Below are 20,008 nucleotides of genomic sequence, written 5' to 3'. Positions count from 1 at the left end.
AACACATTTAAAAAAGGAATTGCATTGTGAATCGCCTGATCCTTTCCACGCTCAGCGTGGCGCTCGCCGGCGCGGCGTTGTTCAGTACGGCCTCATCCGCGCAGACACTCAACATTGCGTTCGCCGATCCGCTGTCCTCCCTCGATCCACAGTTGAACAACTATGCAGGCGACCGTTCCGTGGATCTGCACTTCTGGGACTTGCTGGTCGAGAATCAGGACAACGTGCTCGCGCCCGGCCTTGCAACAAGCTGGAAAGCGACCGGCAACGACACGTGGGAATTCAAGCTGCGCCATGACGTAAAGTGGCAGGACGGTACGCCCTTTACCGCCGACGACGTCATATATTCATACCAGCGCGCCCGCAACGTGCCGGGCACCATCGCGACGTTTGCGGGTTATCTGCGCACCATCGCTTCGGTGACGGCGCCCGATCCGTACACCCTCATCATCAAGACGAGTACGCCGACGCCCGACCTGCCTTTGAATTTGACGTCGGTGCATATCATCAGCAAGCACGTTGGCGAGAAGTCATCGAGTGAAGACTACAACGCCGGACGCGCGATGGTCGGATCGGGACCCTACAAGTTCGTTTCCTACACGCCGGGCGACCGCGTGGTGATGAAGCGCAATGACGCGTACTGGGGCGCAAAACCCATCTGGGACACGGTGAATTACCGCTATGTGAGCAACGCGGCGGCACGCACGGCGGCGCTGCTTTCAGGCGATGTCGATGTGATCGACAAGGTATCCGTCTCCGACCTGCCGCGCCTGAAGCAATCGCCAAAGGTTTCCGTCTACGCTTATCCAGGCCTGCGCGTCTTGTTGCTACAACCAAGTTTCCGCGAAGGACCGAGCCCCTACATCACCGATAACGCCGGCAAGCCCCTGCCAAAAAACCCGCTGCTCGATGTACGCGTGCGCCGCGCGTTGTCCCTTGCGATCAATCGTCCCGCGATTACCGATCGCATTTTGCAAGGCGCGGCAACGGTCGCGAACCAGTGGATGCCGGCGAAGACCTTCGGCTACAACCCCGACGTGAAGGACATCCCAAACGATCCGGCCCAGGCGAAGAAACTGCTTGCAGAAGCAGGTTTCCCAGATGGTTTCCAGTTGACCCTCAGCGTGCCGAACGACCGTTATCCGCAAGCGCCTGAAACGGCGCAGGCCGTTGCGCAATTCTGGACGCGCATTGGCGTGAAGACGAAGGTCGAGGTCATGCCGTGGGCAAGCTACGCGAGCCGCGCCAACAAAAACGAGTTCGCCATGAGCATGATCGCGTGGGGCAACGGCACGGGCGAAGCGAGCTACGCGCTCGTGAACATCCTCGGCACCGTCGATGCAAAGAAGGGCATTGGTTCATCGAACTGGGGCCGCTATAGCAGTCCGGCCGTGGATCATGCGCTCGATGCCGCGACCGCCGAGTTCGATGCCGCAAAGCGTGAGGCAATCCTGCGCGGGTCCGTGAAGGTGGTCAGCGACGACGTAGGCATCATTCCGCTTTTCCACTATCAGAACATCTGGGCTGCGAAGAAGGGCCTGAAGGTCACGCCCGCAGTCAGCGACCGGACCACCGCGATGATGGTCACGCGCATTGGCAATTGAGACCGGCATGGCACATATCGCGATCACTCCCGCCGATGACCTGATCGATGTCCCGCGCCGCATTCTGATTGGCGGCGTGCAAGCGGACACGTTGATCGAGTTGCGCACAAGAACCGCGCGCGGCGACGGCGCGATCTGGACGAGCCGCGCGGGGTTTCGCGCGAATGCGCATGGCGTTATCGACCTTTCGCGCGATGCACCCATTGAAGGCGATTACAGCGATGTATCGCCGATGGGACTGGTCTGGTCGCAAGCGCCCGTTGAAGTGGGAAAGCGCGAGGTGTTTCCGGCGGATGTACGCGAAGCGTTGATCACGCACATCGAAGTATTCGACACCAACGCAAACCGCTTGACCGAAGGCGTCTTGACGCAACGCCTGATTGCATCCGGCGTTCAGCGACGTGAAATGCGCGAGGACGGTTGCGTCGGCACGTTGTTCGTTCCGGCAACGCCCGGACCGCATCCCGTCGTGCTCGTGCTGAACGGCTCGGGCGGCGGCATCAACGAACCGCGCGGCGCGTTGTATGCATCGCGTGGATATGCGGCTCTCGCGCTCGGCTACTTCAAGACACCGGGACTTTCGGATTACATCTCGAACACGCCGCTCGAATACTTCCGCCGCGCGCTCGACTGGATTCACCGCGAGCTGCAACCCGCGCACGGCTTCATTGCAGTCAGCGGCCAATCGCGCGGTGGCGAGCTGGCGTTGCTGCTCGGCGCGACCTATCCGGACCGGCTGAAGGCGGTGATCGGTTACGTGCCCGGCGCTGTGGTTCATAGCGCGCAGAATGCCGCCGATCCCGCAACAGGCCGCGAAGGCCCAGCGTGGTTGCTCGATGGCAAACCGCTACCGCATCTGTGGGAAAACAATCGCACTGCAAGCTGGAGACCTTTCGATGAAGGTCCGCCGCCGCATCGCCATGAGCGCGCCATTCGCACCGCCTTGCTCGATCAGGAAGCGGTGGAACGCGCGCGGATTCGCGTCGAAAAAATCGATGGACCCGTCCTGCTGCTTTCCGCCACTGACGACGGTTCGTGGCCATCGTCCGACTATTCGCGCATGGTCGTGGAAAGGTTGAAGCAACAAGAGCACGCATACCCGGTCGACCATTTCGACTTCGATGAAGCCGGCCACGCCATCGTCTTTCCGTACGTGCCGACTACGCAACTCGTCTACGCGCATCCCGTGTCGGGACGCATCAGCACGGGCGGCGGACATCCGGCAGCAAACGCGCACGCCGATGAAGCATCGTGGCGCGCCGTCCTTGATTTCCTCAACGCCGCAGTGAGCGCACGCGCATTGGAGCACCCATGACAGATACGTACGATCCGAACACGGATATCGTCGACCGGATTGCAGGTCTTACGCCAGGCACGTCGACCCATGCCACAAGGCATAAGCGCGAAAAAGTCGCCGAGGCAACCCAGCGCAGCTATGAAGCGCTGTTTGATCCGGCGCTGCCGGATTTACTGCTGAGCGATCGCTTGCTGGTCGCGTTGTACGCATGCACGTTATCGAACGCGCCGGCGTTGGCCACGCACTACGCGGAACGGCTTGCATCAATCGATACTGACCGTGCCGTGATCAACGCGATCGCGCAAGGTTCCATCGATACACAAGAGCCGCGTCTGCACGCCATGCTTGTGTTCACGCGCGCGCTGATCGAGTCACCCATCGATGGCGATAAGGCTGCGCTCGAACGCCTGCCCGCTGCCGGCATTTCAACGCCGGCCGTGGTCGCGCTCGCGCAGTTGATTGCTTTCCTTTCCTACCAGATTCGCCTCGCCGCGGGATTGCGCGCGCTGCAGGCGTTGAATGCAACGGAGGCTGCATGAGCCGCCTGATTGAATCGCATGGCTTTACGAATCGCGTGCTCGGATGGGACGCGTGGCTTGATGTCGTGCAATTCGCCGATGCCTCCGCCGAACAAGTTGCCGTGCTCGAAGAAAGCCATCCGAAGGCGAAGGAATCCGACTACTACTTGTTCCTCGTGCATCAGCCGGAGATCCTGCGCCAGCGTTCGGCCGCGTTCAACGCGATCATGTATGCGCCGGGCGGCCTGCCGCGCGCGGAACGCGAGCTGGCGTCCACGGTGGTATCGCGCATCAACGGTTGCGTGTATTGCGCGTCGGTGCATGCTCAGCGTTTCGAGCAGCTGGCCAAGCGCGATGATGTCATCGAACAGGTATTCGACGATCCTGTAACGGCCGGAACGTCGCCGCGCGAGAAGGCGATCGTGCAGGCATCGATCGATCTGACGCTCACGCCGGGTAACGTGGAACCGGCTCAGTTGCAGGCGCTGCGGGACGTTGGCCTGAACGATGACGAGATCCTCGACCTGATTCATTCAATCGCCATTTTTGCGTGGGCCAACCGGTTGATGCTTAACCTCGGTGAGCCGGTGGGGTGAATCGAATGGATCGAAAGCGCGAAAGCGCATAAGCATCCAACTACAAGTTCTTTGCTTAAAAACGGCATGACAGGTACCTATAGAGCTCGCTCGCCGACCATCGCCAACCTTGTCATGTCACCCAACGCCGAAAAAATTGCCGACTGGCTGCTTGCTGGTCTGGAACTGAAAAGTACGCTGTTTCATGTCGGCCAGTATTGCGGGGCGTGGCAGGCGTCGACTGCCGGGCATCAACAAGCCAGCTTTCATGTAGTGCTTCATGGCGAATGCTGGCTGCATTTGCCGGCCAAGCCGGGGCGCGAGGCATCGAGCGTGCATTTGAATCAGGGCGACGCGGTTTTCCTTTTGCACGACATGCCGCACTGCCTTTCGCCTTCGCCTGTCGCGCCGTCGACCGGTCAGGAAAGCGCTCGCGCCGGCGCCATGCAGCCTTTAACTTCTGCCGAGTCGTTACCGCAACAAAGCCTTGGCCTCGCCTGCGGGTTCTTCGAATTCCGCTCAGGCCTCGACGATCAGCTGCTCGCCCTGATTCCCGATCACATCGTTGCCCGCCAAGACTCCGCTGTACTCGATGGTCCCCGCGCCGTGTTCGACCTGATTCGCGCGGAGGCGCATCGTCATCCGGAAACGCCGTCGCCGTTGATCGCACGTCTCACAGAACTACTGTTTTTTTACGCGCTGCGCTCGGTCGCGGCACGCGACGACATTGCGCCCGGTCTGTGGTCGCTCATGCGCCGCGCGGAATTCGCGCCGCTGATTACGGCGATCATCGATACCCCCGCGAAGCGCTGGACCACCGACTCCATGGCCGAGTTTGTGCATATGTCCCGCGCGCGTTTCTGCAAGCAGTTCATGGAAGCATGCGGTCAGCCGCCCGCGCAGTTCGTGACGCTGGTTCGTATGAAGGTAGCGGCCGCGATGCTCCGGGCCGGCACGCCGACGCCCGATGCCGCGGAACTCGTCGGCTACCAGTCCGAATCGGCGTTCGCGCAAGCGTTCAAGCGCGTGACTGGCGAACAACCGGGCGCTTACCGAAAGAACCGGGCGCAAGACCAGGCGGATCCGGTCCACTAAATAGACAAACGCGCATGAATCGCAGACGGGCGCGCATTGCCGGGCGCACCGCCGCTCGCGGACAATGCAGGCTCGACTACAAGGAAATGTCATGAGCCGTCTGCCGTTGCAAACCATTGAAAGCGCGCCCGAAGCAAGCCGCCCTTTTCTCGAGAAGGCGTTGGCGAACAACGGCTTCCTGCCGAACCTGGTGGCATCGCTTGCGAACGCGCCCGTCGCGCTCGAAACCTACTTGACCGTCGCCGGCATCAATGGGCGCAGCGGCCTCACGCTCGCCGAACGCGAGACCGTGCAGGTCACCGCCGCCGCCATTCACGGCTGCGGTTTTTGTGTCGCCGGACACACGGCGGTCGCCTTGAAGAAGGCACAATTGAACGCCCCGGTCGTCGATTCGATTCGTGATCAAACGCCGATTGCCGATGCGCGACTCGATGCAATCGCGGTCTTCACGCGTGAGGTGATCGCGGCACGCGGCGCGGTATCGGATCACGCGTTGAACAGCTTTCGCGCCGCCGGCTTCACCGACGCCAACGCACTCGAAGTCGTGCTCGGCGTGAGCCTCGCTACGCTTTGCAACTTCGCCAACAACCTGGCGCAAAACGAACTCAATCCGGAACTTGCGGCATACAAATGGCAACCACAGGCCAAGGCGAACGCTGCATGACAACCCAAGGGGCGCAGCCCGACACGACCGAACTCGAAGCGTGGCTCGACGCGAACGCTGAAGCGATCGATGCTCATCAGGAACTCGCGTCCGAGATCTTGCCGCAGCTCGGCCGCGCGGGCGTGTTTCGCATTGGCGTACCTGCGCATCTTGGCGGATCGGGCGCAACGATCGCCGACGCAATCGAGGCCGTGGCGCACGTCGCCGAGCATTCGCTTGCGGCCGCGTTTGTGTTCTGGGGACAGCGGACGTTCATCGAATACGTGCTGCAGAGCCCGAACGAAACATTGCGTACGCGCTGGATCGATGCGCTGATAAGCGGTGAGCTGGCGGGCGCGACGGGTTTGTCGAATGCGATGAAATACTTGTCGAACATCGAACCGCTGCAGATGAAAGCGCGCTCTCTTGGCAACAGCCAATGGACACTCGAAGGCGCCCTGCCGTGGATCACCAACCTGCGTCCGCAAGCTTTCGTAGCGGCTGCGGCGTTCGATCATGCATCGCTAGAGAGCAACACGCCACCCTCCATCTTCGCAATTCCGCACAATGCGAAAGGCGTCACGCGCAGCGAAGACCTCGACCTGATCGCGTTGCGCGCAAGCAATACGGCTGCGCTGCGCGTGGAAGGCACGGTGCTCGATGAAACCTACCGCATCACCGCCGATGCCCCGACATGGCTCGCACAGGTGCGCCCGAGCTTTCTCGGCCTTCAATGCGGCATGTCGATCGGGCTTGCACGACGCTGCCTTGCCGCCGTCAGCGAAACGGGCCCGGCATCGCGGGCCGCCGTCGCGGACGAAGCACAACACCTCGCACGTGATCTCGACGACCTCACGCATCGATTGAAAGACGGTGTGCTCAAGGGCATCTTCGTTACCGCGCCCGCCGCGCTGTTCGAAATTCGTATCGCGCTGGCGGGGGTTGTCGAAGCTGCCGTTGGACTCGAAGTCCAGGTCACCAGCGGCCGTGGCTACTTGCGCGGACAAGGCGGCACCGCCCGGCGCATGCGCGAAGCGGCGTTCGTGCCCATTGTCACGCCGAGTCTCGTGCAGCTCAAAAACCAGCTTGCGATGCACAGAAAGGCGCAAGCCGCATGAGCCTTGTCGATGCGCGGGGCGTAAGCCTGAGTTATCCCGGACGCACCGTCTTGCGCGGTGTGGATTTCAGCGTTCAGCCTGGCGAGCTGGTCTCCGTCCTCGGGCCCAGCGGCTCGGGCAAGTCCACGTTGCTGCGCATTCTTGCCGGATTGCTCAAGCCGACATCGGGGCACATTCTCGTGGATGGCGCACCGCTCGAAGGACCGCGCCCGGATGTCGCCCTTGCGTTTCAGGATCCTTGTCTGCTGCCGTGGTTGTCGGTGGAACGCAATGTGGGGTTTGGACTCGGCTTCTCTCGCCAACCATCGCTCACGCGCGCCGAACGGCGCGAGCGCGTCACCGCCGCACTCCATGAAGTCGGCCTCGCTCACGCGCGAGCCTACATGCCGCGCCAGCTATCCGGCGGCATGGCGCAGCGCACGGCCCTCGCCCGCTGTCTCACGCGCCAGCCACGCACGCTGTTACTCGACGAACCCTTCGGTGCACTCGATGAAGTCACGCGCACCGACATGCAGCGCCTCTTGCTCAAGGTCGTGCAGGACACGCACGCGGGTACGGTGCTGGTGACGCATGACATCGACGAAGCGTTGCTGGTTTCCGATCGCATCGTGTTGCTCGGCGCGCAAGGTTCGCTGATCGCCCAATGGCACGTCACGGTTCCGGCGCCGCGTGCGGCTCAGGTTCAGGCGCTCGGCGCGTTACGCATCGAGATCCTCCAGGCGCTGCAGGATTCCATGGCGCGCAGCAGGACTGCGGCATAACAAGCTCCTCATAAAAACAAGGAAACGCAAAACCACCATGTGCCAGCTTCCAATGTCCCGCCGCGAGTGGCTGAAACTCGCCTCCATGTTCACTGTCGCGGGCGCGGCGCCGTTGCTGAGTTCTCTGAACGCGCGCGCGGCGAGCGACCCGAACGCACCGGTGCGCATCGGCTATTTGCCGATCACCGACGCCACGCCGCTGCTCGTCGCGCACAACAACGGCTACTTCGATGCAGCCGGCATCGCCGCTGAAAAGCCGACGTTGCTGCGTAGCTGGGCGCAACTAGTCGAAGCGTTCCTCTCGGGACAGGTCAACGTGGTCCACCTGCTTTCACCGATGACCGTCTGGGCGCGTTATGGCAGTCAGGCGCCCGCAAAAGTGGTCGCGTGGAATCACGTCAACGGCTCGGGGCTGACAGTTGCGCCTTCCATCGACAAGCTTGGCGATCTCGGCGGCAAGACGGTTGCGGTGCCGTTCTGGTATTCCATCCATAACCTCGTTTTGCAGGACATGCTGCGCGCGCAAGGGCTCGTGCCGGTGCTCAAGAAAACCGATGCCGTCAAGTCGAACGAAGTGAACCTGATTGTGATGTCGCCCTCCGATATGCCGCCGGCTCTCGCGTCGGGGCAGATCGCGGGGTTTATCGTGGCTGAACCGTTCAATGCTGCGGCCGAAGGCTTGAAGATCGGCAAGGTGCTGCGCTTTACAGGCGATGTCTGGAAGAACCACGCGTGCTGCGTCGTGTTCATGCACGAGCAGGACCTGACCGGGCGCGCGGCATGGTCGCAGAAGGTCGTCGATGCCATTGTCAAGGCGCAGGTCTGGACGCGTGAACATCCGGCGGAAGCGGCGCAGCTTTTGTCAAAGGAAGGCAAGAATCATTACACGCCGCACACTCCGCAAGTGCTTACGCGCGTGCTGGCGCCATCAGCGGATGACGCGGGCCGTTATCTCGCCGATCGCGCCATCGTTCATGCGGACTGGCACGAGAAGCGCATCGATTTCCAGCCGTATCCGTTCCCGAGTTATACCGAGGAACTCGTCAAGCGGATGAAGACAACGCAGGTTGAAGGAAATGCGCAATTTCTCGCGAAGCTCGATCCGGCGTTCGTCGCGCGTGATCTCGTCGATGACCGTTTCGTGAAGAACAGCGTCGCGGCGGTCGGCGGCATGAAGACCTTCGGTTTGCCGGAAGGCTTCGCGCGTTCGGAGAGCATCGTTGTCTAGCGTGTCTTCTTCATCCGCGCTCGCGGAGGCCGGTTCGAAACCGTCTCCGCGCAAGCGCTCGTGGTTCGCACGCACGTGGCCCGGGATCGCGGGCATCGTGGCCGTGGTTGCGTTGTGGTGGATTGTGTTGACGCTCGCGGCCGGTCGCGACAGCCTCGCCGCGCAATTTCTGCCGACGCGCGCCATTGCTGCACTGCCCTCGCTCATCAACGACGACCGCTTGTTCGAACACATCGTCACGAGCTTGCGCCGTATTGCGGTGGGACTTGCCTGGGCGTTATTGATCGGCGTGCCGCTGGGGTTTCTTGTCGGCAAGTTGCGCTGGCTCGACGCCGCGTTGTCCCCGACCTTGCAATTCCTGCGCATGATCTCGCCGCTTTCGTGGATGCCGATAGCGGTGATGTCGCTCGGTGTCGGCGATAAAGCCGTGTACTTCCTGCTTGCGTTCGCCGCGTTGTGGCCGCTCGTGATGAGCACCGCGGCAGGTGTCGCGCAGATCGACAAGCGCTGGCTGCAGCTTGGCGAAAGTCTCGCCGCCACGCGCTTTGAGATGCTGTGGCACGTGTATGTGCCCGGTATTGCGGCGCACGTGCTGACCGGCGTGCGCCTTGCGATCGGGATTCTCTGGATCGTGCTCGTGCCGGCTGAAATGCTCGGCGTCAGCGCGGGGCTGGGTTATCTGATCCTCGATACTCGCGACCGGCTCGCGTATTCCGAGCTGACCGCGGTGATTCTCGTGATCGGTGCGCTCGGATTCTTGCTGGATTACGCAGCGCGGATGGTTTATCGGCGATTCGGGGCGGGACACGTCGCAGGCGACGAATAAAAGCAAAGGCCACGCGCATGCGTGGCCTTTGCATATGTGTCCGCAATCGTCCGCTTAAGCTTCAGGCTTCCGCAAGCGAAGCCATATCGATTACGAATCGGTACTTCACGTCATTCTTCAACAGACGTTCATACGCGTCGTTGACGCCCTGGATCTGCACGATTTCCACGTCGCTCACAATGCCGTGCTCGGCGCAGAAATCCATCATCTCCTGCGTCTCGGCGAGACCACCGATTGCCGAACCCGCCACGGATTTCCGTCCAATGATGACGCTCACACCCGCAAGCGGCTCCGTATCCGTCAACACGCCCACTAAAGCCATGGTCCGGTCGCGCTTGAGCAGCGTCATGTACGGATTGAGATCGTGTCCGACTGGAATGGTGTTGAGCAGGAAGTCGAAGCTGCCCGCATGCGCGGCCATCTGCGCGGCATCGGTCGATATCAGCACTTCGTCGGCGCCCAGGCGGCTCGCATCCTGCCCTTTGCCCGGCGACGTCGTGATCATGACCACGTGCGCGCCAAACGCCTTCGCGAACTTGACGCCCATATGCCCGAGCCCGCCGAGCCCGATCACGCCGACCTTTTGCCCCGGCCCGACTTTCCAGTGACGCAGCGGCGAATAGGTCGTGATACCGGCGCACAACAACGGCGCGACCGCTTTCAAGTCAAGATTCGCTGAGACCTTCACCACAAAACGCTCTTCGACCACGATCTGATCGGAATAGCCGCCAAAGGTCAGTTGCTCGCTGCCGCGTTCCTTCCCGTTGTAGGTCGGTGTCGGGCCTTCCTCGCAGTATTGTTCGAGGTTCTCGCGGCACGCCGAACATTGCCGGCATGAATCGACGAGACATCCAACGCCTGCGTAATCGCCGACTTTCAATTTCTTCACGTTGCTGCCGACCTCGACCACGCGTCCGACAATTTCATGCCCCGGCACCATCGGATATAAGGAGTTGCTCCAGTCGTTGCGCGCCTGGTGCAGGTCCGAATGGCAAATCCCCGCGAACAGGATTTCGATGCGAACGTCGTTGGGCCCGGTATCGCGGCGAGTAAAGCTGAACGGAACAAGCGGCGTGGTCGCGCTGTGGACTGCATATCCTCTGGCTTGAAACATGGTGTCCTTATCTGACTTTGTTGAACGTATACGCACAATAAGCACACCAACCGCCAGGCGCAAGCTTGAGTTATCGCATGAATCGTTGAATAATCCTGCACAATCATGCTCACCGATAACCTCTCACACCTTTCCGCGTTCGCAGCAGTCGCCCGGCATGGCAGTTTCCGGAAAGCCGGCGCCGAACTGGGGCTTTCCACGTCGGCGATCAGTTACGCGATCCGCGGACTCGAGGAACGGCTGGGCGTCAATCTGTTCAACCGCACCACGCGCAGTGTTGCGCTGACCGACGCCGGCCAGCGTCTGCTCGAACGCCTTCAACCGGTTTTGCACGATCTTGGCGACGCGCTAGAGGAAATGAACAACTTTCGCGCAACGCCCACCGGCACATTGCGCCTCAACATGTCGCACGTCGCGGCGCGTCTCGTGGTGGCGCCGCTCATGCCGCGCTTTCTGGCAACTTACCCGGATATTGCGCTTGAGATCGTCGAAGACGACAGCCTCGCCGATATCGTCGGTCTCGGTTTCGATGCCGGCATCCGGTTCCAGGAGTCCGTACCCGAAGACATGGTCGCGGTTCATATCGGCCCGGCGCAGCGCAGTCTCGCGGTTGCGAGCCCGGCCTATCTGGAAGGTCGCCCGCCCGTGCGCCATCCAGACGATCTGCTCGCCCACAACTGCATCCGTCACCGGTTTCCGAGCGGTCGGCTTTATAAATGGGAATTCGAAAAGGACGGCACGCGGCTGGAGATCGACGTGAAAGGACGCGTCACGGTAAGCACCCTGGAGCGGACGTTGCAGGCGGCGCTGGATGGCATCGGGATCGGGTTCAGCATGGAAGCGATCGTTGCCGATCTCATCCAACAAGGCCGTCTGGTTACGGTGCTCGAGGACTGGTGCCCGTATTACCCGGGCTTCATGTTGTACTACCCGCGCCAGCGGAGAACGTCGCCGGCGTTGCGTGCTTTCATCGATATGGCGCGGGAATCCAGTTCCAGCTGATCATCCGGCCGTGCGTTCCACCAGTTCGCGCAAGACCGTCTCCAGTCTCACTTCGCCTTTCATCACGCTGTTCGCGGCGCCTTCGAACTTGATCCATCCTTCGTTGAAGCCATCGAGCATCTGGATGCGCGGCATCGGATCGTTCGTTCCTTGCGACCTGAAAAGCGCGCCCCACGTTTCGCGCGGCACCGCTTCTGCACGGACATCGCGCCCGAGGATTTTCGCGAACGCCGCCGCAATGTCGTTCGGACTCACGCGATGCGGCCCTTCCAGTTCCACCACACGTGTCCCGGTCCAGTCCTGCTGAAGGAGTTCGGCAGCCACGCGCCCGACGTCCGCTGTTGCGATCATTGGCACGGGTTTATCGAGCGGTTGCAGGAAGCTTTGAACGACGCCTTGATCGCGCGCAGACGCTACGTCCCACGCCGAGTTTTCCATGAACCACGCCGGCCTGAGGAACGTGACAGGTATGGAAAGCTGACTCAACGCATGTTCCATCAGCGAGCGCTGCGTAAGCAGATTCGACTGGCTGGCCTGTGCGCCAATAGTCGACAAGCACACGACCTTGGCGGGACGCGCGGCTTCCAGCGCGGCCTTGACTGCATCGATCACAACACGTGCCTCAGGGAATCCCGGCGATGGATCGAAGTTCGACGGAGGCAATATGAACACGCTCTGCGCACCGCTGAACGCGGCGGTCAGGGCGGCCACATCTTCCATGTCGGCGAGCGCGCTTTCGCAGCCATGTGAGGTCCAGTGGTGCGCTTTGCCTGCGTCCCGCACAACGGCGCGCACCGGAAGGTTCTTCAGTAACAGCGTGCGAGCAAGCGCGCCGCCGACCTTGCCGCTAATGCCTGTGATTGCGTACATGATGAGGCTCCGGATAAAGTTGAAAAAGCGCAAACCGTTTGATTCATCTGCGATTGAGTGCATCATAGAGGCGCACGATCATTGATGGAATCGACCATACGTCACTTCATTAGTGACCTTTCAGCACGAATCCAGAACGAGTCAAATCATGAGCTTCGACGGACGTACGCTTGCCAACATCAGCGTCCTTGCCGCAATTGTGGAAGGCGGTAGTTTTGCGCGCGCGGCGGATGCGCTGGGTTTATCGCCGTCCGGAGTTAGCCGCGCCGTTGGGCGTCTGGAGACGAGCATAGGCGTGAGGCTGCTCGACAGGACCACGCGTTCGGTGATGCTGACGGACGAAGGACGCCGGCTTTACCAGGAGATTGGTCCGCTGCTGGCGAGCATTGGCGACGCCGTCACCATGACGGCCGGCGCGTCCGCTGCCGTGCAGGGACGTCTGCGCGTGAATGTGGACGGGTATTTTTCGCGGCGGATGCTGGCAGCGCATCTCGCGAAGTTCCTGGATCGCTATCCCGAGCTTTCGCTCGAACTGGTCACGCGAGATCAACTCGGCGATCTGGTGGCAGACGGATTCGATATCGCCATTCGCTTCGGACAACCTCCATCGTCGTCGCTCATTGCGCGCAAGTTGCTCGAGACACGCACCGTGACCGTCGCTGCACCGTCATACATCAGGAAACATGGCCGGCCGGAAACGCCCGCTGATTTGATCCAGCACGCCTGCATCCAGATGCGCAATTCGCTGACGGGCGAGCCAATGGAATGGGAATACAAACTGGGCCGGAAGATCGTTCCGGCAAAAACATCAGGACGTTTGCTCGTAACCGATGCCGGCACGTTGCTCGGTGCGTGCCTTGCAGGCGCGGGCATCGCGCGGCTGAAGGCGAGCGGCGTGCAGGAACTCATCGACAAAGGCAGGCTCGTGCAATTATTGCCGGAATGGACCGGCGAGGCGTTTGCGCTCTACGCGCTTTATCCGTCACGACATTTGCCGGCGGCCAAGGTGCGGGCGTTTATCGATTTCGTGATCGAGATTCTGGGTGCCGATGCGTTATAACGATTCCCCGTAAAATCTTGCGATACAAAACAGCATCGACCATGGATTTCGCATTGTGATCACTTCGCTTGAAGAACTACGCGCCGGAATGCCGGCGGGCACGCGGGAATTGAAGATGTCCTGCGGCTTGACCGAGTTCCCGCGCGAAATTTTCGATCTCGCCGATACGCTCGAATCACTCGATTTATCTGGTAACGCGTTGTCGTCGCTTCCGGACGATCTTCCGCGCCTGCGCAAACTGCGCATCATCTTCTGCTCGAACAATCAGTTCACCGAGTTGCCCGAGGTGCTCGGGCAATGTCCCCAGTTGAGCATGATCGGGTTCAAGGCGAATCGTATCGCCACAGTCGCGGGCACAGCGCTGCCGGTGACGCTTCGCTGGCTGATCCTCACCGATAACCACATTGAAGCGCTTCCCCTCGAGATAGGAAATTGCAGACAGCTTCAGAAACTGATGCTCGCAGGTAATCGCTTAACGACATTACCGCCCGGACTTGCTGCGTGCTCGCGGCTCGAACTGCTGCGGCTCGCCGCGAACCGGCTTGATGAGTTGCCGGCTTGGCTCACGTCCATGCCGCGCTTGTCGTGGCTCGCTTATGCGGGCAATCCGCTCGGTGAAGCGCTGGAAATGGAAGCGTTGACGCATACGCCGATCAAGCCTATCGAGTGGCGCGATCTGGAGCTTCAACAAGTTTTGGGCGAAGGTGCTTCCGGCGTGATCTATAGTGCAATCTATTCAACGCCGGATGGCGGACATCAACCGGTCGCGGTCAAGCTGTTCAAGGGCGCGGTTACCAGCGATGGTCTGCCCCGTTGCGAAATGGCGGCATGCATCAACGCGGGCGAGCATCCAAATCTGATCTCGGTGCTCGGCAGGGTGCACGCGCATCCGCAAGGCGCCGATGCACTCGTGCTCTCATTGATTGACCCACAGTTCAGGAATCTCGCGGGTCCGCCAAGCCTCGACTCCTGCACACGCGATATCTACGCCAACAATATTCGCTTCACGTTATCAACCGCATTGAGCATCGCTTTCGGGATTGCATCGGCCGCGTGTCATTTGCATGCGAAAGGCATCATGCACGGGGACCTTTACGCACACAACATCCTGCATTGCGGCGAGGGCCGCGCGCTGATGGGCGACTTCGGCGCGGCTTCATTTTATTCGCGGCAAGCGACCCACGCTTTATCGCTTCAGCGTCTGGAGGTAAGGGCGTTTGGTTGCCTGCTGGAAGAATTGATCGATCGATGCGACTCAGCCAAGCCTTCGCTGACCGAGCTGAAAAACAGATGCTTGAGCGAAACAATCGATGAACGGCCGCTGTTCGGCGAGATCGTCGCGGCGTTGGCGGCGCTTATGCATAATTGAAGAGCGTCCGGCGCAGCGCCCGACGCTCTCGGGTCATTCAAGGACCAACCGGATCCTGAGCGCGCTTGAGTTCTTCACGCGCCTCATCCAGTTTGCGCTGTCGCGAGGCGATTTTCTTCGGTCCGTCGCCTTTGTCCTGCGCTTTCTTTAGGTCCGCTTCTCGCGCATTGACCTTTGCCTGTGCGTTCGTGATCCGGCTTTGCCGCCTCTTTTCCAGCGACGCCTCCGAGCAGTTTCGCTTGGCCTGATCGAGTGCCGTCTGCAGGCCCTTGAGTTGCGCTGTATTGTTATGCGCCTGAGCGTATTCAATTTGCTGGTTGATCCTGTCCTGCTTCTGCTGGCACGTCTCGCTATTCGCGTCGGCAAAGGCGCTCGTTGCAAGCACGCTTAGAGTGGCAGCTACAAGAAAACGTCGCATTTCTTCTCCTGGTTGGTATTGCAGACGAGACTCGATGTCAACCGCGAGCGATTGCTTTCTGGTTCGACGTATAGATGTTGTCGCGCACGGGCGCGGCACCGCTTTCCAGCACGCCGATCCATTCATCGGTGGAAAGCACTGCGGCGAACCGCGACTGCATGACCACCGTGAAGACGCGATGAATCTCTTCCGCACTCGCATATCCCGCGCGATTTTCGTAAGGCACGGAACCGGTTGCATCGACGAGAAACTCGACTGAAAGACCCGCGTGAACCGCATGCTTCACGGTCGAGTCATCGCAGTTGTGCGTCATGTACCCGGCTATCACGAGCGTGTCGATTTCGTGCGCCTTCAACCAGTCGCCCAGATTCGTTCCTGCAAAAGCGCTTGGCAGAGACTTCTCTATCAACTGCGCGTGCGGCCGGGAGCTCACCACGTCGTGCAGCGCGGCGCCCGCAGATCCACGCGCGAACAACGGCGAAGTTTCAGGCGCGATGTTCTGGATCAGGACCACCGGCACGTTGTGGTGGTTCGCGGCGTCGATTGCGCGGCCTATGTTTGCAAGCGATACGTTCACGTCCGGATATTCGATCAACAGATTGCCCGTAACGTATTCATTTTGCACGTCGATAACGATCAGCGCGCGGCGGGGTGAGGACGGCATGGCAAAGCTCCTTTGTGACGACACTGCTCGCGACTATACAACGTCCCGCGCTAGATAAGCCTTAAGCGCGTCGATGAAGACGCGCACTTTCGGCACCGGATACCGCGCCGATGGAAACACCGCGTGAATCCCGGTCGGCGGCCCCGACCACTCCGGCAACAAGCGCAACAGTTTCCCTGCGGCAACGTCGCCGCCAATCGAAAAATCCGTGAGAAACGCCACGCCACCGCCCGCGAGCGTCGCCGCGCGGCAGGTGGGCGCGGTATCGGCGAAAAAGCCTGCGCTGAAGCGGATCGTGCGCTTGGCGCCGCGCCGGCTTTCAACCGACACCACCAGGGGTTTCGTCAACGCTGACATGGCCACGAACGGCAGCTTCGCGAGCGCTTCGGGCTTGCTCGGCTTGCCCCATGTACCAACGAACTCAGGACTTGCGACCAGCCACTTCTCGAAGCCGCTGATTTTCACCGCGCGATAACTCGAGTCCGCAAGCTTCCCGAGGCGGATGGCGACGTCGACACCTTCGGCAACCAGATCCACCAGCCTGTCCGCCGATACCAGCTCGACCTTCAACTCCGGATGCGTTTGACGCATGCCAACGAGCATGGGCGCAATCACGTTCGTCCCGTAGTCGATCGGCGTTGCCACGCGCAACGTCCCGCGCAGGTCGCCGGAGCCTTGCGCGAGGGCCGAGATGGCGTCTTCGGCCGTGTTGAGGATATGCCGGCTGGCCGCGTAAAACGCGTGGCCCGCCTCGGTCACGCTGACGCGGCGCGTGGTTCGCACGAGCAGGCTGGCGCCTACTTCCGCCTCGAGCCGCTGCATATGCGTGCTGACCATGGTCTTCGCTATCCCCAGGCGGTCGGCGGCGGCAGTCAGCGATCCTGCCTCGACCACTGCCGCGAAGACCACCAGCCGGTTGAGATTCACCCCACTCAGGTCGGTCATCCGATTGTCCACTTTAAGAGGATTGTGTTACCGCGATTATCCGTCTTCTCGCGTCGTCCGTGGCGTTTTATGCTAGGGGCATTCATTCACGATTCACATCGCCGGGATCCAACCATGACTGCCTCAAACAAGCCAAAGCCAGAACAGCCAATCCGTTTGCATACCACCTTGTTGTCCGGACACGGGCATCGCGTAAAGCTTTTCCTGACGTTGCTCGACCTGCCGTTCACGACGATCGAACTCAACATGAAAGCGGGCGATAACCGCAAGCCTGCGCATCTTGCGCTCAATCCGTTCGGCGAAGTGCCGGTGATCGAAGACGGAGATATTGTTCTGACGGATTCAAACGCAATCCTCGTGTATCTCGCAAGCAAGTACGGCGATGCTTCCTGGTTGCCTGAAGATCCTCTGGGTGCCGCTGCCGTTCAACGCTGGTTGTCGCTTGCGGCGGGCAAGATTGCATACGGCCCATGTGCGGCCCGCCTCGTCACCGTGTTCGGCGCGCCGCGCGATCACGCTGCGGCGAAGCGCATTGCCGAGGATCTCTTTGCGATCATCGAGCCGGAATTCCGTGACAAGCCTTTCGCGGTCGGGCAAAAGCCCACCATCGCGGATATCGCGGCGTACTCGTACATTGCCCATGCGCCCGAGGGCGGCATCTCGCTCGAGCCCTATCCGAATCTGCGCGCGTGGTTAAAACGCGTCGAAGCGCTGCCGCATTTCCTGCCCATGCCTGTCACGAAGGCCGGCCTGCTCGCCGAGTCGGCCTGACCTTCAGCATTGACCAACCAACGGGTGAACGATCATGTCCGATACCCTCGTCGCAACGCCTCCAGCAGGATGGAGCGCCGCTGAATCACCCTTCCACGCCGGCGAACTCGCGGCGCAGGAACGTGCAGGCGTACGTGAGCGCATGGACGTCAACGCGCGGCGTGGGATTCGTGACTACATGCCCGAGCAGCACAGGTTGTTTTTCGCGGAGCAACCGTTCATGGTGCTCGGTGGCGTCGACGCGTCCGGGCAACCGTGGGCTACGTTGCGCATCGGTGAGGCGGGTTTTGTCTCCACGCCCGATGAGCGCACGCTGCGCATTGCCGGCCGCAGCCTGAAGGGTGATCCGCTTGCAGGCACATGGAAAGTGGGCGCCTTGCTGGGCGGACTTGGCATTCAGCCTGCCACGCGCAGACGCAATCGTGTGAATGGCGTCGTCACATCTATCGACGAACATGCAATGACCGTGGCCGTCAGCCAGAGCTACGGCAACTGCGCGAAGTACATTCAAAGCCGTACCCCTGAGCCGGTCGATTTCAGCATGCAAGCGCACGACGATGAGACGCCGGTCGTATCGGATCATCTGAGCGATGCCGACCGCGAACTGATCGCCAACGCTGATACGTTCTTTATTGCGAGCGCGAACACGTCGGACGATGCAGGCTTCGGCCGCGGCGCGGATGTGTCGCATCGTGGAGGCAAGCCGGGTTTCATTCGTATAGACGATAACCGTACCCTCACAACGCCCGATTTCAGCGGCAACCTGTTTTTCAATACCATTGGCAACCTGCTGCGCGATCCGCGCGCCGGTTTGCTCGTGATCGACTTTGTCAGCGGCGATCTGTTGTACCTCGCCGTGGATGCCGAAGTGATCTGGGAAGGGAAGGATCTCGAATCATTCGTTGGCGCGGAACGCCTCATTCGCTGGACGGTTCGTGAAGTTCGGCGGACTCGTCGTGCCCTGCCCTTACGCTGGTCAGGTGTGCAATATGCGCCGCAGTTGGAAAAGACAGGAAGCTGGGCAAAAGCACCGAGCGTATGGCGCAAGCTTAAGGTGATCGATGTTCGCGACGAAGCGCCTGGCATCAGGTCGTTTTATTTCGAAGCGGCCGACGTCATGTCACTTCAGGCTTTCGAGCCGGGTCAGTTCTTACCGATCCGTTTGAGCATCCCAGGCCACGCTGCGCCGCTGATCAGGACCTACACGCTATCCGACGCGCATGATGGCCGGCACTATCGGATCACGGTGAAGCGCGAGGGCGTAGCGTCGACGTGGCTCCATGAACACGTTGAGGCCGGCGCCGTGATCGAGGCCAAGGCGCCAGGCGGTGCATTCGTACTCGACCAGACGACCTCGCGTCCCGTTGTGTTTGTATCGGCGGGAATTGGTATCACGCCGATGATCGCAATGTTGAACAGCGCGCTCGCGAACCGGATCGACCGCGCTCAGCCGGAGCATGTTTATTTCATCCACGGCGCGCGCCGGCCGATCGATCATCCGTTCGCCAATGAACTCTACGCTGCGGCGCAAGCGTTTCCGAATCTCTCCGTTCATCTGCGCGATTCGTCCTCAGGCGGACGGGTTGATATCGCTTATTTGAAAAGCGTATTGCCGTTCGGCGACTACGACTTCTACCTATGCGGTCCGGCCGCCTTCATGCAGGACCTGTACACCGGCTTACGCGCGCTCAACGTAGCCGATGACCGGATTCGTTTCGAAGCCTTCGGGCCGGCAAGTGTCAAGCGAACTGAAAGGCTTGCCGCCGTGATCCCGGTTGCGTCTGTGCGAGATCCCGTGCGTTCGTCGAAGGTTGTTTTCATGCGCTCGCAAAAGACCGCGCAATGGTCTGCCGACGATGGAAGCTTGCTGGACTTCGCAGAGGCGAACGGCGTGGCGGTGCCATCGAATTGCAGATCGGGCGTATGCGGCACGTGCTCTACGCGAGTGGTGTCCGGCGAGGTGGCGTATCCCGTGCCATGCGAGGGAGATATTGAACCGGGACATGCCCTGATTTGCAGCGCGATTCCGGCCAGAACAGGTCAGGGCGATGACTCGGTCGTGATGCTGGTTGCTTGAGTTTGACCGGCTCAATCATGCGCATTCGATATGGTTATCTGCATTTGATATTT

At 60.8% G+C, this 20,008-nt stretch carries 20 protein-coding genes; 15 read left to right on the top strand and 5 right to left on the bottom strand.

Annotated elements, in window-relative coordinates:
• Positions 1-26: 26 nt before the first annotated feature.
• From HB633_RS10015 to HB633_RS09975, 10 genes are all read left to right on the top strand, one after another.
• Complete coding sequence (locus tag HB633_RS10015; protein ID WP_213777947.1) at positions 27-1,604, top strand: ABC transporter substrate-binding protein; 1,578 nt, start codon at positions 27-29, stop codon at positions 1,602-1,604.
• A gap of 7 nt (positions 1,605-1,611) precedes the next feature.
• Complete coding sequence (locus tag HB633_RS10010) at positions 1,612-2,919, top strand: acyl-CoA thioester hydrolase/BAAT C-terminal domain-containing protein (RefSeq protein ID WP_255580844.1); 1,308 nt, start codon at positions 1,612-1,614, stop codon at positions 2,917-2,919.
• Entirely contained in the window at positions 2,916-3,440 is a 525-nt protein-coding gene (locus HB633_RS30820; RefSeq protein WP_255580843.1) for a CMD domain protein, read from the top strand. The genes HB633_RS10010 and HB633_RS30820 overlap by 4 nt, the downstream gene beginning before the upstream one ends.
• Positions 3,437-4,015 carry a peroxidase-related enzyme gene (locus HB633_RS10005; protein WP_213777946.1) on the top strand — a complete coding sequence of 193 codons (579 nt, stop codon included), beginning with the start codon at positions 3,437-3,439 and terminating at the stop codon, positions 4,013-4,015. Before HB633_RS30820 ends, HB633_RS10005 begins: the two co-directional genes overlap by 4 nt.
• Before the next feature lie 114 nt (positions 4,016-4,129).
• Positions 4,130-5,089, top strand: coding sequence for an AraC family transcriptional regulator (locus tag HB633_RS10000; protein ID WP_213778209.1), 960 nt, complete (start codon positions 4,130-4,132; stop codon positions 5,087-5,089).
• 91 nt (positions 5,090-5,180) lie between these two features.
• On the top strand, positions 5,181-5,753 hold the full coding sequence (locus HB633_RS09995) for a carboxymuconolactone decarboxylase family protein (protein WP_213777945.1): 573 nt from the start codon (positions 5,181-5,183) through the stop codon (positions 5,751-5,753).
• Complete coding sequence (locus tag HB633_RS09990; RefSeq protein ID WP_213777944.1) at positions 5,750-6,850, top strand: acyl-CoA dehydrogenase family protein; 1,101 nt, start codon at positions 5,750-5,752, stop codon at positions 6,848-6,850. Before HB633_RS09995 ends, HB633_RS09990 begins: the two co-directional genes overlap by 4 nt.
• Positions 6,847-7,611, top strand: coding sequence for an ABC transporter ATP-binding protein (locus HB633_RS09985; RefSeq protein ID WP_213777943.1), 765 nt, complete (start codon positions 6,847-6,849; stop codon positions 7,609-7,611). Before HB633_RS09990 ends, HB633_RS09985 begins: the two co-directional genes overlap by 4 nt.
• Positions 7,612-7,648: 37 nt before the next feature.
• Complete coding sequence (locus tag HB633_RS09980) at positions 7,649-8,839, top strand: ABC transporter substrate-binding protein (protein ID WP_213777942.1); 1,191 nt, start codon at positions 7,649-7,651, stop codon at positions 8,837-8,839.
• Positions 8,840-8,924: 85 nt separating this feature from the next.
• Positions 8,925-9,665 (top strand): ABC transporter permease, encoded by a 741-nt coding sequence (locus HB633_RS09975; protein ID WP_346730298.1) that lies wholly within the window; start codon positions 8,925-8,927, stop codon positions 9,663-9,665.
• A 61-nt stretch (positions 9,666-9,726) separates the two neighbouring features.
• Here the strand turns inward: HB633_RS09975 and HB633_RS09970 are convergent, their stop codons facing one another.
• A complete protein-coding gene (locus tag HB633_RS09970; RefSeq protein WP_213777940.1) occupies positions 9,727-10,779 on the bottom strand; it encodes an NAD(P)-dependent alcohol dehydrogenase in 1,053 nt (350 codons plus the stop codon).
• Between the two features lie 105 nt (positions 10,780-10,884).
• Here HB633_RS09970 and HB633_RS09965 point away from each other — a divergent pair, with 105 nt between their 5' ends.
• On the top strand, positions 10,885-11,781 hold the full coding sequence (locus HB633_RS09965) for a LysR substrate-binding domain-containing protein (protein ID WP_213777939.1): 897 nt from the start codon (positions 10,885-10,887) through the stop codon (positions 11,779-11,781).
• On the opposite strand, the gene HB633_RS09960 is transcribed toward HB633_RS09965, so the two are convergent.
• The gene (locus tag HB633_RS09960; protein ID WP_213777938.1) at positions 11,782-12,651 is read right to left on the bottom strand and encodes an NmrA family NAD(P)-binding protein; all 870 of its coding nucleotides are present in this window, start codon (positions 12,649-12,651) and stop codon (positions 11,782-11,784) included.
• A 148-nt stretch (positions 12,652-12,799) separates the two neighbouring features.
• Here HB633_RS09960 and HB633_RS09955 point away from each other — a divergent pair, with 148 nt between their 5' ends.
• Both HB633_RS09955 and HB633_RS09950 read left to right on the top strand, forming a co-directional pair.
• Positions 12,800-13,711, top strand: coding sequence for a LysR family transcriptional regulator (locus tag HB633_RS09955; protein WP_213777937.1), 912 nt, complete (start codon positions 12,800-12,802; stop codon positions 13,709-13,711).
• 55 nt (positions 13,712-13,766) lie between these two features.
• Positions 13,767-15,080, top strand: a complete 1,314-nt coding sequence (locus HB633_RS09950; RefSeq protein WP_213777936.1) for a protein kinase — start codon at positions 13,767-13,769, stop codon at positions 15,078-15,080.
• A gap of 37 nt (positions 15,081-15,117) precedes the next feature.
• Here the strand turns inward: HB633_RS09950 and HB633_RS09945 are convergent, their stop codons facing one another.
• The 3 genes from HB633_RS09945 to HB633_RS09935 are packed head-to-tail and all read right to left on the bottom strand — an operon-like array spanning position 15,118 to position 17,107.
• The gene (locus HB633_RS09945; RefSeq protein ID WP_213777935.1) at positions 15,118-15,498 is read right to left on the bottom strand and encodes a DUF1090 domain-containing protein; all 381 of its coding nucleotides are present in this window, start codon (positions 15,496-15,498) and stop codon (positions 15,118-15,120) included.
• A 37-nt stretch (positions 15,499-15,535) separates the two neighbouring features.
• Positions 15,536-16,162, bottom strand: a complete 627-nt coding sequence (locus HB633_RS09940) for a cysteine hydrolase family protein (RefSeq protein WP_213777934.1) — start codon at positions 16,160-16,162, stop codon at positions 15,536-15,538.
• A gap of 33 nt (positions 16,163-16,195) precedes the next feature.
• Positions 16,196-17,107 carry a LysR family transcriptional regulator gene (locus HB633_RS09935; RefSeq protein ID WP_213777933.1) on the bottom strand — a complete coding sequence of 304 codons (912 nt, stop codon included), beginning with the start codon at positions 17,105-17,107 and terminating at the stop codon, positions 16,196-16,198.
• 114 nt (positions 17,108-17,221) lie between these two features.
• Here HB633_RS09935 and HB633_RS09930 point away from each other — a divergent pair, with 114 nt between their 5' ends.
• Positions 17,222-17,878, top strand: coding sequence for a glutathione S-transferase (locus HB633_RS09930; protein WP_213777932.1), 657 nt, complete (start codon positions 17,222-17,224; stop codon positions 17,876-17,878).
• Between the two features lie 34 nt (positions 17,879-17,912).
• Complete coding sequence (locus tag HB633_RS09925; RefSeq protein WP_213777931.1) at positions 17,913-19,955, top strand: pyridoxamine 5'-phosphate oxidase family protein; 2,043 nt, start codon at positions 17,913-17,915, stop codon at positions 19,953-19,955.
• Positions 19,956-20,008: the final 53 nt, after the last annotated feature.

The sequence above is a fragment of the Caballeronia sp. dw_276 genome (genome assembly GCF_018449635.1).
In the GTDB taxonomy this organism is placed as follows: domain Bacteria; phylum Pseudomonadota; class Gammaproteobacteria; order Burkholderiales; family Burkholderiaceae; genus Caballeronia.
The sequence above is the reverse complement of the archived record's forward strand: the minus strand, read 5'-3'. Positions and strand labels throughout refer to the sequence as shown.

Bases quoted from the DNA above. Each gene is read 5' to 3' on its own strand.
- HB633_RS10010 (WP_255580844.1), top strand. From the start codon at position 1,612: ATGGCACATATCGCGATCACTCCCGCCGATGACCTGATCGATGTCCCG.
- HB633_RS30820 (WP_255580843.1), top strand. From the start codon at position 2,916: ATGACAGATACGTACGATCCGAACACGGATATCGTCGACCGGATTGCA.
- HB633_RS10005 (WP_213777946.1), top strand. From the start codon at position 3,437: ATGAGCCGCCTGATTGAATCGCATGGCTTTACGAATCGCGTGCTCGGA.
- HB633_RS10000 (WP_213778209.1), top strand. From the start codon at position 4,130: ATGTCACCCAACGCCGAAAAAATTGCCGACTGGCTGCTTGCTGGTCTG.
- HB633_RS09995 (WP_213777945.1), top strand. From the start codon at position 5,181: ATGAGCCGTCTGCCGTTGCAAACCATTGAAAGCGCGCCCGAAGCAAGC.
- HB633_RS09990 (WP_213777944.1), top strand. From the start codon at position 5,750: ATGACAACCCAAGGGGCGCAGCCCGACACGACCGAACTCGAAGCGTGG.
- HB633_RS09985 (WP_213777943.1), top strand. From the start codon at position 6,847: ATGAGCCTTGTCGATGCGCGGGGCGTAAGCCTGAGTTATCCCGGACGC.
- HB633_RS09980 (WP_213777942.1), top strand. From the start codon at position 7,649: ATGTGCCAGCTTCCAATGTCCCGCCGCGAGTGGCTGAAACTCGCCTCC.
- HB633_RS09970 (WP_213777940.1), bottom strand. From the start codon at position 10,779: ATGTTTCAAGCCAGAGGATATGCAGTCCACAGCGCGACCACGCCGCTT.
- HB633_RS09965 (WP_213777939.1), top strand. From the start codon at position 10,885: ATGCTCACCGATAACCTCTCACACCTTTCCGCGTTCGCAGCAGTCGCC.
- HB633_RS09960 (WP_213777938.1), bottom strand. From the start codon at position 12,651: ATGTACGCAATCACAGGCATTAGCGGCAAGGTCGGCGGCGCGCTTGCT.
- HB633_RS09955 (WP_213777937.1), top strand. From the start codon at position 12,800: ATGAGCTTCGACGGACGTACGCTTGCCAACATCAGCGTCCTTGCCGCA.
- HB633_RS09945 (WP_213777935.1), bottom strand. From the start codon at position 15,498: ATGCGACGTTTTCTTGTAGCTGCCACTCTAAGCGTGCTTGCAACGAGC.
- HB633_RS09940 (WP_213777934.1), bottom strand. From the start codon at position 16,162: ATGCCGTCCTCACCCCGCCGCGCGCTGATCGTTATCGACGTGCAAAAT.
- HB633_RS09935 (WP_213777933.1), bottom strand. From the start codon at position 17,107: ATGACCGACCTGAGTGGGGTGAATCTCAACCGGCTGGTGGTCTTCGCG.
- HB633_RS09930 (WP_213777932.1), top strand. From the start codon at position 17,222: ATGACTGCCTCAAACAAGCCAAAGCCAGAACAGCCAATCCGTTTGCAT.
- HB633_RS09925 (WP_213777931.1), top strand. From the start codon at position 17,913: ATGTCCGATACCCTCGTCGCAACGCCTCCAGCAGGATGGAGCGCCGCT.